General features: G+C 72.7%; 12 protein-coding genes. All 12 read right to left on the minus strand.

The genetic code is table 11. The features are described 5' to 3' along the window. Positions 1–295: 295 nt before the first annotated feature. A complete protein-coding gene (locus AB852_RS09085) occupies positions 296–646 on the minus strand; it encodes a MerR family transcriptional regulator (RefSeq protein ID WP_073785889.1) in 351 nt (116 codons plus the stop codon). 105 nt (positions 647–751) lie between these two features. Beyond that, positions 752–1948, minus strand: coding sequence for an MFS transporter (locus AB852_RS09090; protein ID WP_218623242.1), 1197 nt, complete (start codon positions 1946–1948; stop codon positions 752–754). Between the two features lie 101 nt (positions 1949–2049). Then, positions 2050–2550 carry a pentapeptide repeat-containing protein gene (locus tag AB852_RS41620; RefSeq protein ID WP_107499220.1) on the minus strand — a complete coding sequence of 167 codons (501 nt, stop codon included), beginning with the start codon at positions 2548–2550 and terminating at the stop codon, positions 2050–2052. 480 nt (positions 2551–3030) lie between these two features. After that, complete coding sequence (locus AB852_RS09105; protein WP_143201196.1) at positions 3031–4239, minus strand: flavin reductase; 1209 nt, start codon at positions 4237–4239, stop codon at positions 3031–3033. A gap of 8 nt (positions 4240–4247) precedes the next feature. Further along, positions 4248–5741 (minus strand): 4-hydroxyphenylacetate 3-hydroxylase family protein, encoded by a 1494-nt coding sequence (locus AB852_RS09110; protein ID WP_073785899.1) that lies wholly within the window; start codon positions 5739–5741, stop codon positions 4248–4250. A 38-nt stretch (positions 5742–5779) separates the two neighbouring features. Further along, positions 5780–7441, minus strand: coding sequence for a thiamine pyrophosphate-binding protein (locus tag AB852_RS09115; protein WP_073785901.1), 1662 nt, complete (start codon positions 7439–7441; stop codon positions 5780–5782). Positions 7442–7500: 59 nt separating this feature from the next. Beyond that, positions 7501–8277 (minus strand): SDR family oxidoreductase, encoded by a 777-nt coding sequence (locus tag AB852_RS09120; protein WP_073785903.1) that lies wholly within the window; start codon positions 8275–8277, stop codon positions 7501–7503. Then, positions 8262–9179, minus strand: coding sequence for an alpha/beta fold hydrolase (locus AB852_RS09125; RefSeq protein ID WP_073785905.1), 918 nt, complete (start codon positions 9177–9179; stop codon positions 8262–8264). Before AB852_RS09125 ends, AB852_RS09120 begins: the two co-directional genes overlap by 16 nt. Beyond that, on the minus strand, positions 9176–9964 hold the full coding sequence (locus AB852_RS09130) for an aspartate dehydrogenase domain-containing protein (RefSeq protein ID WP_073785907.1): 789 nt from the start codon (positions 9962–9964) through the stop codon (positions 9176–9178). Before AB852_RS09130 ends, AB852_RS09125 begins: the two co-directional genes overlap by 4 nt. Beyond that, positions 9961–10980 carry a VOC family protein gene (locus AB852_RS09135; protein WP_079184452.1) on the minus strand — a complete coding sequence of 340 codons (1020 nt, stop codon included), beginning with the start codon at positions 10978–10980 and terminating at the stop codon, positions 9961–9963. Before AB852_RS09135 ends, AB852_RS09130 begins: the two co-directional genes overlap by 4 nt. Before the next feature lie 73 nt (positions 10981–11053). Further along, complete coding sequence (locus tag AB852_RS09140) at positions 11054–11587, minus strand: cupin domain-containing protein (protein WP_245876694.1); 534 nt, start codon at positions 11585–11587, stop codon at positions 11054–11056. 179 nt (positions 11588–11766) lie between these two features. After that, positions 11767–13239, minus strand: a complete 1473-nt coding sequence (locus tag AB852_RS09145; RefSeq protein WP_073785909.1) for an aldehyde dehydrogenase — start codon at positions 13237–13239, stop codon at positions 11767–11769. Positions 13240–13288: the final 49 nt, after the last annotated feature.

Here is a 13288-nt window from a genome sequence, read left to right on the forward strand (position 1 = left end):
CCCCCTGCCGGTGATCCGGGACCGTGGCGGCCGTACTGAGCCGGCGGAGCCTCTGGAGCTCGTTGTCCTTGGCCGCCAGGACCGACAGCAGGCACCGGTGGCATTCCTTGAGCCGCGTGAGCTCGGTGTTGGGTCCGGGCGAGTTCGCCGGTGAGCAGCTGACCGCGGCCTGCGCCGCGCTGTCCTCTACCGCCGCGGCCACGAACAGTCCGCGCACTGCCGACGGCTCAACTCGCCGGGCGGGAATCCTCACCGGTCACGGCAGGCCCGGGCAGCGCGGCGGGCGGGACGCGGATCACTTAGGGACCCCGGCGAGCTTGGCCCGGAGTCTGCTCTCCACCTCTGTGAGCGCCGCCAACTGGGCCTGCACGGCTCGAAGCCGCTGTTGGTACAGGACGTAGGCCTCACAGGTCGGAATATGCTCAAGTTGCTTCTCGTCGAGGCACAAGTTGAGTTCGCGAATGTCGTCGACTTTGAGGCCTGCGTCGAGGAGCGCCCGGACATTGTGCACGCGGATGACGGCAGACTCGTCGTACTCGCGGTACCCATTGCCCTGGCGACGGGCCTGGAGCAGGCCCCGCTGTTCGTAGTATCGGAGAGCCCGCGTCGAAACACCGGCCGCGTTGGCAAGTTCTCCAATCCGCATGCGCCCCCCTTTTTTCAAGGCCTGCCATGATACCCAGCGTGCTGGTGAACCTCTTCACCCTGCTCCGCATGGCGTGAACGTGCCTGGTCGTGAGGTGGTGACAGGTTACGGACGGGCGACCTCGCGGGGAGCGGTGCCGCCCTCGGGCGCGCGGGTGGGAGAGGGGTAGCGGCGTACGGACATCGCCATCACGACGATGGTGATCAGGCCGGCGACGCAAGCGACCACCAGGACGCCAATTCCGCCGGAGGCGTTGACCGCACCGCCGCCGATGGCACCGGCCAGCGCGATGCCCGCGTACAGTCCGCTGGTGTTCAGCGCCAGCGCCTCGGTGGCGGCGTCGCCGCCCATGTGCATGGCCCTGGCGTTCATCGGAGGGTTGTTGCCCCATCCGGGAACCCCCCACAGCACCAGCACGACGCCGACCACCCACACCGGAACCGTCCCCTGCCCGATGCCGCCGACCGCGAGCAGCACCAGAGCGGCCACCACCACGCCGCCGAACGCGGCCAGCAGGGTGCGGTCCACACCCCACCGGTCGGTCAGCCGTCCGCCCAGCACCGTTCCCACCGCGCCCGAGACACCCACGATCGCGATGAACACGCCCACGTACTGACCGCCGACGCCGGTGAGATCGTGGGTGATGGGGGCCATGTAGATATAGGGCATCAACCCGCCGCAGGCCGCGAGCATCGTGCCCAGCACGCACAGCAGCACCGGGGGCCGACGCAGCAACCGCAGCCGCTCGGCGACCCCGATCACCCGGGTCTGCGGAATCGAGGGCAGCATCAGCGCCGTGATCGCGACCGCCAGACAGGAGAACGCCCCCACCGCGATGAAGGTGGCCTCCCACTGCCACACACCGCTCACCCAGGAGCCGAAAGGCACGCCGGCCACCAGCGACAGGGTCAGCCCCGCGGCCACGGTGCCGATCGCCCTGCCGGTGCGCTCCGGCGCGGCCAGCCGGCCGGCGACCGCGAAGGCCGCCGGCGAGAGTGTGGCGGCCACCAGCGCCGCCACCACCCGAAGCGCCATCAGCGTCCCGAAGGAGGGTGCCAGCGCGGTGATGAAGTTGACCACCGCGAACACTGCCAGCCCTCCCACGATCAGCGCCTTGCGCGGCACCCGGCTGGTGGCGACCGCGAGCACCGGACAGGCAATCGCGTAGGTGATCGAGAACACCGTCACCAACTGACCCGCCGCCCCCTCGCTCACCCTCAAGTCGGCGGAGATCTCCGGAAGGATCCCGGCGATGACGAAGTCATCCGTACCGATGACAAAAGTCGTCAGCAGCAGGCCCAAGAGCCAACCCGAACCGGTCGGGAGCGCTATGCGCTCGTGTTGCGATTCCATGTGTCCACTGGTCCTTCGTGCATCCTGCGCTTACGGAGTCGCCCGCTACGCTAAAACCTTGACACTGCGTCAATGTCAACCCGTCGTTCGACTGCCTTCGGGCAGGTCCGAGCGAGAGGCCCGAGGCAGTGCGCGGTCAGCTGCGCGCCGGTCAGTTTCACACGGGCCAGGTCCGCTCCGGACAAGGTGGAACCGTGCAGGTCCGCACCAGACAGATCCGCGTGGATCAGGGCCGCGTGGATCAGGGACATGCCGGAAGGCCTCGCATCCCGCAGGACGGCCCGCTGCCCCGAGGCGACGAGCTCGACGCTGTCGAGCCGGGTGCCGCTCGGGTCCGGGCGGAAGTCTCTGTCGTGTGAAGGGGCACGGAAGGCCAGAACGGTGAGGGCCGCACGCATGTCGGCCGAGTCGTCCTGACTCAGGATCGGCCAGGAGGAGTCGTGGACCGAAGGGAGCTCATGCTCCTTGTCGGCGGCGTGGGAGCGGACGTAGGAACCCGCCCAGCACGTCGTCCGCCATGCGCCTCCGCACGACACCCACGCCGGTGACATCGTCGCCGGGGCGCTCTCCCGGCATTCGATGGTGCGGGCCACCGCCGTGATGACGGTCGCCGCCGCGGCCGGGGCCGGGGCCGGGGCCACCGGACCAGGCGCGGCCCGGGCCGAAACCGCTGCCGCCGCCCGGCCGACGAGTTTCCGGCACGGCCGGACGGACGGGGCCCAGGGCCTGCGTTTCGCACCGGTCACCCCCAACGAGCACGCGCAGTTCCTCGGGCGGGACCTGGCGCATCCCGCGGATCGTGACGGGTATCTGCACCGGCCCGTCCTCCATATGCATGGTCAGGTGATGGCCCCGTTCGGTCGTACGGTCCCTCCAGTGGGTGAAGGCAAGACCGGTCGCCCTGGTAGCAACGCCGGGAACCACGCGGGCCTGCCCCTCGGCGTCGCTCCCCTGATCACAGGGGGACAACGGCCCGGTGCCCGCGGCTTCCGATGAAGCCGCGGGCACCGGGCCGTTCCCGTGTGCCGGGGTCAGACACGGCCTCCCGCGTTGCGGATGCCCAGGTGCTGCGCCTGCTTCGTGTGCTGGTTGTGGAGCGTGAGCAGCCGGGCGATCCCGGCGGAGTCGCCGGCGGCGAAGGCGTCGATGATCTCGTAGTGCTCGTCCACGGCGTGGGCGCTGGGCGCGCCGCCGCCGCTCAGCGCCGCGGCCATGAAGCCGGGTGTGCTGAGCGCGCGGTAGACCTGATGCAGGGTGGGATTCTCCGCGAGGGCGATCAGGAAGTCGTGGAACTCGTCGATCGCGACGAGATAGCCGTCGAGGTCGGTGATCCGTCCGCCGCGCACATGGCGTTCGGCGGACGCGGCGATCCGCCGCCAGCGGTCGGCCACCGCCGGGCTCAACGGCCCGGGGAGCGAGGCGGCGACCCCGAGCTCGATGGCCAGCCGCCCGTCGAACGCCTCGTCCGAGGCCCGGGTGTCGAGCGGCACGAGGACATAGCCCCGTTCCGGGTCGCGTCCCACGAGCCCCTCGCCGATGAGACGGGTCATGGCGTAGTACACCGCGGACGGCGGGGTCCGCAGCCGGGCCGCGAGGTCGTCGACGTCGAGACTGCCGTCGAGCGGCAGCGTGCGGTGGACGACGAGCTCCCGCAACTGCTCGTACGCGGTGGTGTCCTGCGCCAGCTCGAACCGGCCGAACCTGCCGCGGAAGTACCCGAGGGGGGCGCCGTCCCGCGCGCTGGCGCCGACGACGCGGGCGAGGAACACCCGGTGCGTGCCGCCGACGACGTCCTCGATCACCTCGCACTCAAGGGCGGCGAGCGCGGCCGAGAGCACCGGGACACCGCGGACACCCCGGTCGCAGTCGACCCCGGCGAACTTGTCGGCGCGCGGTCCGGCGAACTGCGCGGCGAGATGCTCCTGGTCCTCCCCGAGCACATTGACGGCGAACACCCCCGCCCGCTTCACCGCGGCATGGGTGGGCGCCTTGGTGTGGGCGCAGATCAGCAGCATCGGCGGATCGAGGGAGAGGGAGGACACCGCGCTCGCGGTCATCCCGTGGTCGACGCCGCCCTCATGGGTGGTGATGACGGCGACCCCGCTCATGAAATGGCCGATGACATGCCGGAAGAGGGCGCGGTCCAGGGGCTGGTCCGGCGCGTCCGGCGATTCCGGGGCCGGCGCCGGGTCCGCCACGCGGCGCTCCGGGCCCGAAGTCCGCTCCACGGCCGTGCTCATGGGCCGCTTCACGACCGCGCCCACGGTCCGCGCGTCCAGCCGTCGAGATCGTAGTCGCCCAGGCAGTCCTCGACGACGGAGTCGAGCCGGGCGGCGAGCCCGCCGCGCCGCGCCGCGTTGAGCGCGTCGATCCTGACCTGGTCCGCGTTGCCCGAGTAGACCCGCTCGTACAGCCCGTGACGGCCTCCGAACTCCGTTCCGATGGTGTCCCAGACCAGCTTGAAGAGCTTGATGCGGCTCTCGGCGGAGGAGTCCGACCCCCGGTAGTACCGCTCGATGAGCGGGCCCAGTTCCGGATGGGCCAGATCGTGCCGGCTGGAGGGGACGACCAGGGGGGCGCCGCCGAGATGCGTCTCGAACAGTTCCCGGACCCGCTCCCATGCCTGCGAGGTGAACATCCGCAGCGCGCCCGCGTGCTCGATGCTGGGCATGACGGTCCCGCCGGGACCGTCGACGGGGTCCATCGCCATCACCGTGGTCAGCGCCCAGGCCGTGTTGCGCAGGGTGATCACCTCACCGAGGGCGGCCTGGACCCCGCGGAAGCCGCCGGTGCCGTTCGACGCGACCGCGCGGGCGAGCAGCCCGGCCATCAGATCGAGCTTGACGGCGAACCGGGTGCCGGCCTGGAGATGGGAGCGGTTGACGAATCCGGAGCGCGGGAAGAACGAGTTGGCCTTCTCCACGTCCCGGTAGATCAGCACGTTCTCCCAGGGGATCAGCGCCTCCTCGAAGATGAGGACCGCGTCGTTCTCGTCGAACCGGGACGAGAGCGGGTGGTCGAACGGGCTGGCGGCACGGGCCTCGTAGGAGCTGCGGCTGATCAGCACACAGCCCGGGGTGTCCATCGGGGCGATGAAGGCGAGCGCGAAGTTCTCCGCCTTGCCGGCCTCCATGCTGACGGCGCTGTTCTGGGCGACGAAGGTGGCGTGGGTCAGCGCGGAGCCGGTCGCCAGCATCTTCGCGCCGCTGACCACGATGCCCCGGTCGTTGTCGCGGACGACCCGCACATACACGTCGCCGACCTCGTGGACCGGTCGGCTGCGGTCGACCGGCGGGTTCACCAGGACGTGGTTGAGGAAGAGGGCCTGCGAGGCGTAGCGGCGGTACCAGGCACGGGCGTTGTCCGCGTACGGCGCGTAGAGGTCGGGGTCGCTCGACAGGCTCGCCATGAACGCGGCCTTGTAGTCGGGGGTGCGGCCCAGGAAGCCGTACCCGAGACGGGACCAGGCGGCGATGGCATCACGTGCCTTCAGCAGCTCGTCCGGGGTGCGGGAGGGGGCGAAGAAGCGGTGGGTCCTGATGCCCTGGTCGTCCTCGAAGGTGAGGGTGTCGCGCAGTTCGGGGTCGTGGAGCGCGTCGTACAGCCGGGAGATCGAGCGGGCGCTGTTGCGGAACGCCGCGTGCTCGGTGACGTCCTTGACCTTCTCGCCGTCGATCCAGACGGTGCGGCCGTCGCGGAGGCTGTCGAGGTAGGTCTGTCCGTCGAGGAGTGTGTCGGTCATGAGGTCCGTCCAAGGGTGTCGGGGCCGATCGCGGCGGGTCAGGAACCCGGGATCGGGACGGGCGGGGTGAAGGGGACGGGTGTCGGACCGATCGCGGTGACGTCGATCTCGATCACACAGGGGCCACGGGTGGCGAGGCTCTTGTCGAGCGCGGCGGGGAAGTCACCGGCGTCGGTGACCCGCTGGAAGGGCAGTCCGTACGCGGCGGCCAGCGCGGCGAAGTCGGGCGTCGTCAGATCCACCGCGCTGCGCCTGCCGCGATGGGCGTCCTGCATGTTGCGGAGCACGCCGTATCCGCCGTCGTTGAAGACGCAGAGCACGAGCCAGGGGCGTTCCTGGGCGAGGGTGCCCAGTTCGCCGAGGTGCACCGCGAGACCGCCGTCCCCGGCGATCACGAGGGTGGGTACGCCGGGTCTGGCGAGGGCGCCGCCGATGCCCATCGCGAGCCCCTGGCCGATCCCGCCGCCGAGCGGGAAGAGGTTGGTGCTGGGGTGGTGGATCTCCAGCAGGCGGTTGCCCCACTGGCTGGAGGCGATGGTGACGTCGCGGGCGATCACGGACTCCGGGGGGAGCCGGTCCCTGAGGGTGTCGCAGATCAGGGCGTAGGGGCCGATCGCGGTGCGCAGTTCGGAGCGGGCGCGCGTGGCCGCCGCGGCGCCGCGTGCCCGCCAGCCCTCCTCGGCGGTGTGCTCCCCCAGAGCCGTGAGGAGTGCGGTGAGTACCGGTGCCGCGGCGCCGACCACCGCGGCGGCGGCCGGGAACACCCGGCCCACGGCGCGTGGGTCGATGTCGATCTGCACATGGCGGGCCGGGACGGGCAGTCCGTAGTCGGCCGTCTCGTTGGAGCGGAAGTGGGTGCCGACGCTGAGCAGCAGATCGCAGGAGGCGAGCAGTTCCCGGCCGGCGGGCGAGGCGGCGAAGTTGCCGACCGCCAGCGGATGGTCCTCGGGCAGGGAGCCCCGGCCCGCGTTGCTCGTCAGCACCGGGGCACCGAGCCGCTCCGCGAGGGCGCGCAGGGGGCCGGCGGCCTCCCGGGCGCCGCCGCCCGCCCAGATCAGGGGACGGCGTGCGTCCGCCAGCAGTGCCGCCGCCGCGGCGAGTTGCTCCGGGTCGGCGTCGGGCGGCGCGGCGACGGGAGCGGCCGGGCCCGTCAGTGGCTGCCGCGCGTACTGGAGGTCGATCGGCCATTCGACGCTGACCGGGCCCCGCGGCGGGGTCCGGGCGCGGCCGGCGGCGTACCGGAGCAGGGCCCCGGCGTCCGCGCCGGGCCGTACGGTCGCGGTGTGCCGCGAGACCGCCCGGAGCAGCCCGGTCTGGTCGTGGGTCTCGTGGATCACGCCCCGGCCGAGGCCGAGGTAGCGGCTGTCGATCTGGCCGGTGACATGGAGGACGGATGCCCCGCCGGACTGGGCCTCGATCAGCGATCCGGCGGCGTTGCCGCAGCCGGTGCCGGTACTCGTCAGCGCGACGCCGAGGCCGCCGGTGACCCGGGCGTGGGCGTCGGCCGCGTTGACGGCCGCCGCCTCGTGGCGTACGGGGACGAATCTCAGCGCGCGGTCGACGGCTTCGACGAGCGGCATGTTGTGCACGCTCACCACGCCGAAGACCACCTCGGCGTGCTGCTCGCGCAGCACGGTCACCAGCAGATCACCGCCGTCGCCGTGGCTCTCGTTCCGGGGTCCTTCATCGTGGTGCGACACGTGGGTCTCCGTTCTTGTCGCGGGGCCGGGTGATCGGCGCCGGGTCCGGCGGGCGCGGGTCAGACATAGCGGCCCACCCCGCCTCCGACGTCGACCGTGGCTCCGGTGATGTACGCGGACCTCGGGGAGAGCAGGGAGGCGATCGGGAAGGCGACTTCCTCGGCGGTGCCGAGCCTTCCGAGGGGAATGCCCCGGTCGGCGGCGAGCCGGGCGCTCCACCGGGTGTAGTCGAGGGCGCCGCCCTCGGCCTCGTGGCGGCGCCGCCACTGGCCGGTGTCGATGAGGCCCAGGCACACCGAGTTGACCCTGATGCCCCGCGGTCCGAGGTCGTCCGCGAGAGTGCGGGTGAGGTTGAGGAGGGCGGCTCTCGCCGCGGAGGTGGCCGCGAGCCGGGGTTCGGGCTGCCGGGCGAGGATCGCGTTGACGTTGACGACGGCCCCGGCGTCGGACGCGCTCAGCAGGGGCAGGGTCGCCTCGACGGTGTTGAGGACGGAGAAGAGCTTCAGTTCGAGTTCCTCGCGCCACTGGGTGCGTGTGGTGTCCGGCCAGGGGGCCATCAGTGAGCCGCCGGCGTTGTTGACGACGCCGTCCAGCCGTCCGAACCGCCGTCGGGCGGCGTCGGTGAGCCGGGCGACCGCCTCGGGGTCGAGGACGTCGGCGGCCGTCGTGACGAGCCGGTCGCCGTCGGGGCCGAGCTCCCGGGCGAGCCGGTCGCCGTCGCGGGCGCAGACCGCGAGCGAACAGCCCTCGTCGAGCAGGAGCCGGGCGGTGGCGAGGCCGACGCCCGAACTCGCGCCGGTGACCAGATAGGCGCGTTCCCTCAGTCCGAGGTCCATGGGTCCTCCTTCGGCGTGGGGCGGGGGCCGTCGCCGTGGTGTGCGTCGGCGGTGGGCCCGGCGTCCGGGTGGGCGGGGCCGGGCGCCGCGCCGTCCTGTTCGGCGAGGAAGCCGGCGACGAGCGCGGTGAACAGGGCGGGCTGTTCCTGGTTGGCGAGATGCCCGGCGCCGGGGATCACGGTGAGCCTGCTCCCGGCGACAAGCCGGTGGAGGGTCCGGGACTCCTCCACCCCGGTGATCCGGTCGTGTTCACCGACGAGCACGAGCGTGGGGACGTTCAGTCCGGGCAGGGCCGCGGTGTGGTCGGTGTCGGCCATGGAGGCGGCGGCCCGGGTGTATCCCGGCAGTCGTACGGAAGCGGTCATCACCTCGCGTACGGCGGCGACGGCCGCGTCGGGCGCCTGGTCGGAGAGCAGCCGGGGAGCTCGTGCCCGGGCGAACTCCCGGACCCCGTCCCGGGCCAGTTCCCGTACGCGCTGCCGCATGGCCGCCGCGCCCTCGGGAGTGCGGCCGGAGCCCCGGGTGGAGTCCGCGAGGACGAGTGAGCGCACCAGAGCGGGGTGGCGCAGCGCGAGCCGGGTGGCGACGACCCCGCCCCAGGAGACGCCCACGACATGGGCGGGGCCCGGTGCGAGGGCGGCCAGCAGGGCGGCGGCGGTGTCGGCGTAGTCGTCCATGCGGTAGCGGGCGCCGGGATCGCCGGAGCGGGCGTAGCCGGGGGCGTCCCAGGCCATGACCCGGTGGTGGCGGGCGAGTGCGGTGAGCTGTCCGGTGAAGGAGGCGGCGGACGAGCCGATGCCGTGGAGCAGCAGGACGGGTGAACCGGCCGTGCCCGCGGTGTCGACGTGGACGCGGACGCCGCCCGCGGTGAGGTGTCCGCCGGTGACGGCGGGGGTGTTCATACGACGCCTCCGGGGTTCCCGGCGAGGGCGCGGATCGCGCGGAGCGCGGCGTACGGGACGATGCCGCTGGTGCGGGGGTTCGCCGGTGAGGGAAGGTTGGCGATCTCGAAGCGGTAGCGGCCCGCGGGGCCGGTGGCCTCGATCTCATGGCGGCTCAGGGTGGCCCCGGGGTCGGCGACGACGACGGCCTCGACGAGGTCCCAGTCACCGACGGCCAGGGCCACGGACGCCGCCACGTTGCTGGTCGCGGGGAACGCGCGGGTGACCTCGCGGGCGGGGGCGCGAAGCACCTCGTACGGTTCGGCGGTGGTGCGCAGCCGGGATGTCTCGGCCTCGGTCATCCAGGGACGGGCCAGGGAGCCGGGGGACTTGGACGTACGGATGGTGACGGTGTCGAAGGGGGCGAGGGCGCCGGCGGCGGTCAGCAGGTCGAGTCCGCCGACCGCGCCGGCGCACAGGCTGAGCCTGCCGGGTCCGGCCAGCAGCCGCCGGTGCAGCACGTCGTCGGCGAGTGCCCCGGTGGAGAGGGCGAGCAGATGCCGGCCCGCGGCGACGACCGAGGGGCCTGTGTCGCGCAGTGCGGTCTGTCCGGCGCATTCGACGACGAGTTCGGCGCGGGCCAGCGCGGTGGCGAGGGGCACGACCGGCAGCCCGGGGGCGGGTGCCGTGGCCGGGTCGACGACCGCGACGAGGCGGGCGCCCGGCACGTGTCCTTCGCGGAGCGCGCCGGCGATGACGGACCCGATGGCTCCGTGGCCGAGGAGGGCCACCGTCAGTTCCGTCATGCCGGTGTCCCGCGGTGCCCGGGGTCGGGGATGCCCGCCATCCGGGTACGGACGTCGGTGGACGGCGGCCCGGCGGTGCCCCAGAGGTCGGACAGGGCGGGGGTGCGCCGCCAGGTGCGGCAGAGCCAGGTGTCCTCCTGGACCTGGTCGACCTCGGAGGTGTACTCGCAGACCAGCCCGGCCGGATCGGCGAAGTAGGAGAACGTGTTGTTCCCCGGGCCGTGGCGTCCCGGTCCCCACAGGGGCAGCCGGTCATGGTGGCGGAGCCGGCCGATGCCGCGCATGAAGTGGTCGATGGAGGTCATCTCGTAGGCCACATGGTTGAGCGAGGTCCACTCGGCCTGGTTGAACGCGATCGCGTGGTGATCGTTGTTGCATCGCAGGAACGCCATCCGGTGTTCCGACCAGTCGGATATCCGCATGCCGAGCACCTGGGTGTAGAAGGCGCAGGCGGCGTCGATGTCGACGGTGTTGAGCACCACATGGGCGAGCTTGCGGGGGATCGCGGCCCGGCCTTCGGGGTCGCCGGGGACGACCGCCTCGACCTCGCAGGAGAGTTCCACGAGGCGGCCCTCCGGGTCGGCGAACCGCAGTCCGTAGCCGCCGCCCGGCTGGTCCAGGACGCCCGGTCCGGCCAGCGGCCGCGTCCCGTGCGCGGCGAGCCGCCGGGCCGCGGTGTCGACCTCCCGGCGGTCCCCGACCGAGAAGACGATCTTGCCCAGGGCGTTGCGCTCCGCCTCGTGGAGTTCGAGGATGTGGTGCTCCTGTCCGGTGCCGCGCAGCCACGCCGCCCCGTCGCCGCGTTCGACCGGGGTCAGTCCCCACACCTCGCTGTAGAACTCCGCGGACTCGGTGGCCCGCGGGGTGTGGAGGGAGACCGCGCGCAGCGAACGCAGTCGGGCGACGGGCCGCGGCGGATCGGCGGAGCTTCCGGCGCGGCCGGCGCGGCGCTCTCCCGCGTCGGCGGGGCGGGCGCCGTCGTGGGTGGGGCCGGAGGTGGTGGCGGTTTGGTTCATCGGGTGACTCCTCAGGGGCCGGGCGGGACCGCGGGACCGGGCCGGGTGCGGGCGTTCGGTGGCGGGGCCGGGGTCAGCCCCGGGTGATCCCGTGCATCGCGGAGGTCGGCGGGTAGGTGGGCAGCTGGGGCCTGTTCGCGCCGATGACCACACAGAACAGGGCGTCGGTGGTGCCGATGTTGCGCAGGCTGCGCGGCACCCCGGCGGGGACCCGTACCAGGTCCCGGTAGCCGAGGACACGGCTCGCGGTCCGGGTGCCGTCCTCGGTGTCGTGGACGGTGACCTCCAGCCGCCCTTCGAGGACGAAGAACGCCTCTTCGGCGTCGTGGTGGGTGTGCTCCGGGCCGACGGCCCCGGCCGGCAGCCGCATGTTGGAGAAGGTGAAGTGCCCGGCCGCGAGGATGCGGTCGTCGCCGTCGTGGTCGCCGGTGGCGCCGGAGCCGATGTACCGGATCTGGGCCCGGCGGAACTCGTCCCCCGCCTTGGCCTGGAAGCCGAGGGTGTCCCAGTCCTCGTGCCGGGAGTCACGGCTGGCGACGCAGGAGTCCAGGAGCGTCCGCAGGGCGGCCTCGGTCGACTCGCGGGTGGTGGCGTTCTGCTCGCTCACGGTGTGTCCTTTCGCTGGTGACGGGCTGGTCGCCCGCCGGGGAGGGGGCCGTACCGGATCGGCCGGCCGGCCGTGGGGAAGGTCATGGGTGGTGCGGGCGGCTCGACCGGAGGTCCGGGAGCCGGGGAAGGGGGCCGGGTGCCGTCCGGGGGCGGTCCCGTGCCCGGGGCGTTCAGGGCTCAGGTGCCCCAGGCGGACGGCGTCGCGTCGAGGCCCCAGTACAGGCTTTTCTGCGTCATATAGGCCCGGATGCCCTGCCGGCCCTTCTCGCGCCCGATACCGCTCTCCTTGACCCCGCCGAACGGGGTCGACGCGGAGAGCTGCTTGTAGGTGTTGATCCAGACGGTGCCCGCCTCGATCCGGCGAGCGAGGCGCCAGGCCCTGCGGTAGTCGCGGGTCCAGATCCCGCACGCCAGTCCGTACGGTGTGGAGTCGGCCAGCGCGCCCAACTCCTCCTCGTCGTCGTACGGGAGGACCGCGAGGACCGGGCCGAAGATCTCCTCCTGGCAGACGCGTGAGGCCGGGTCGAGTCCGGTGATCACGGTCGGACGGTAGTAGAAGCCGCCGTCCAGACCGGGTCCGGTGGGCCGTTCACCCCCGGTGCGGATGTGCCCGCCCTCGTCGGCCGCGAGCTGGACGTACGACTCGACCGCGGCACGGTGCTCCGCGGAGATCAGCGGGCCCATATGGGTGCCTTGCGCCATCGGGTCACCGATGACGAGCCGTTCGGCGGCCGCGACCACGCGGCCGGTCAACTCCTCGAACGCGGACCGGTGGACGAAGAGGCGTGAGCCGGCGACGCACGCCTGTCCCTGGGACGAGAAGATGCCGAGGAGCACCCCCTGGACGACCTGGTCGAGATCCGCGTCGGGCAGCACGATCACCGGCGATTTGCCGCCCAGTTCGAGGGAGACGGGCATCAGTTTCCCGGCGGCGATCGACGCGATCCGCCGACCGGTGCCGGTACCGCCGGTGAAGGCCACCTTGCGGACCCCCGGGTGACGTACCAGTGCCTCACCGGTCACCTGTCCGGGCCCGGGCAGCACACTGACCAGGCCCGGGGGGACACCGGCGCGCAGCAGCAGGGAACCGAGCCGCAGGGCGGCCAGCGGCGACCACTCGGCGGGTTTGATCAGTACCGCGTTCCCGGCGGCGAGGGCGGGCGCGGCCTTCTGGGCCTCGCTGGCGATCGGTGAGTTCCAGGGGGTGATGGCGGCGACCGGGCCGATCGGCTCGTGCACGCTCATGCTCAGATAGGGGCCGCGCGGGGTGGTCAGCTCCTCGTCCAGGGTTTCGAGCGCGGCGGCGACGTAGCGGAAGGTCCCGGCGGCACTCGCCACCAGGGCCCGGGTCTCGGTGAGGGGCTTGCCGATGTCGTGCGCCTGGAGCCGGGCGAGGTCCTCCGCCTCCTCCTCGATGAGCGCGCCGACGCGATGGAGCAGCGCGGCGCGTTGATGGGGAAGAAGACCGCGCCAGCGGGGGTCCCGCATGGCGGCGGCGCCCGCTGTCACCGCGTCGTCGACGTCCTCGGCGGTGGCGGTCGTGACCTCCGCGAGGACGGCCCCGGTCGCCGGGTCGAGCGACCGTATGACCGCGCCGCGCCCTGGTCGGTGCCGCCCCGCGACGATGATGTCCATGCTTGTGCCGGCCATGACGACCTCTCTCTCCGCCGGTTCGGGAGCGGCTCTCGCCGCCGCTGGG

The sequence above is a fragment of the Streptomyces uncialis genome (assembly GCF_001905345.1).
GTDB lineage: Bacteria > Actinomycetota > Actinomycetes > Streptomycetales > Streptomycetaceae > Streptomyces > Streptomyces uncialis.

Excerpts from the sequence above, each read along its gene's own strand:
- AB852_RS09130 (WP_073785907.1), bottom strand. The coding sequence starts at position 9,964 with ATGACGGAACTGACGGTGGCCCTCCTCGGCCACGGAGCCATCGGGTCC.
- AB852_RS41620 (WP_107499220.1), bottom strand. The coding sequence starts at position 2,550 with ATGTCACCGGCGTGGGTGTCGTGCGGAGGCGCATGGCGGACGACGTGC.
- AB852_RS09135 (WP_079184452.1), bottom strand. The coding sequence starts at position 10,980 with ATGAACCAAACCGCCACCACCTCCGGCCCCACCCACGACGGCGCCCGC.
- AB852_RS09120 (WP_073785903.1), bottom strand. The coding sequence starts at position 8,277 with ATGGACCTCGGACTGAGGGAACGCGCCTATCTGGTCACCGGCGCGAGT.
- AB852_RS09105 (WP_143201196.1), bottom strand. The coding sequence starts at position 4,239 with ATGAGCACGGCCGTGGAGCGGACTTCGGGCCCGGAGCGCCGCGTGGCG.
- AB852_RS09110 (WP_073785899.1), bottom strand. The coding sequence starts at position 5,741 with ATGACCGACACACTCCTCGACGGACAGACCTACCTCGACAGCCTCCGC.
- AB852_RS09125 (WP_073785905.1), bottom strand. The coding sequence starts at position 9,179 with ATGAACACCCCCGCCGTCACCGGCGGACACCTCACCGCGGGCGGCGTC.
- AB852_RS09145 (WP_073785909.1), bottom strand. The coding sequence starts at position 13,239 with ATGGCCGGCACAAGCATGGACATCATCGTCGCGGGGCGGCACCGACCA.
- AB852_RS09085 (WP_073785889.1), bottom strand. The coding sequence starts at position 646 with ATGCGGATTGGAGAACTTGCCAACGCGGCCGGTGTTTCGACGCGGGCT.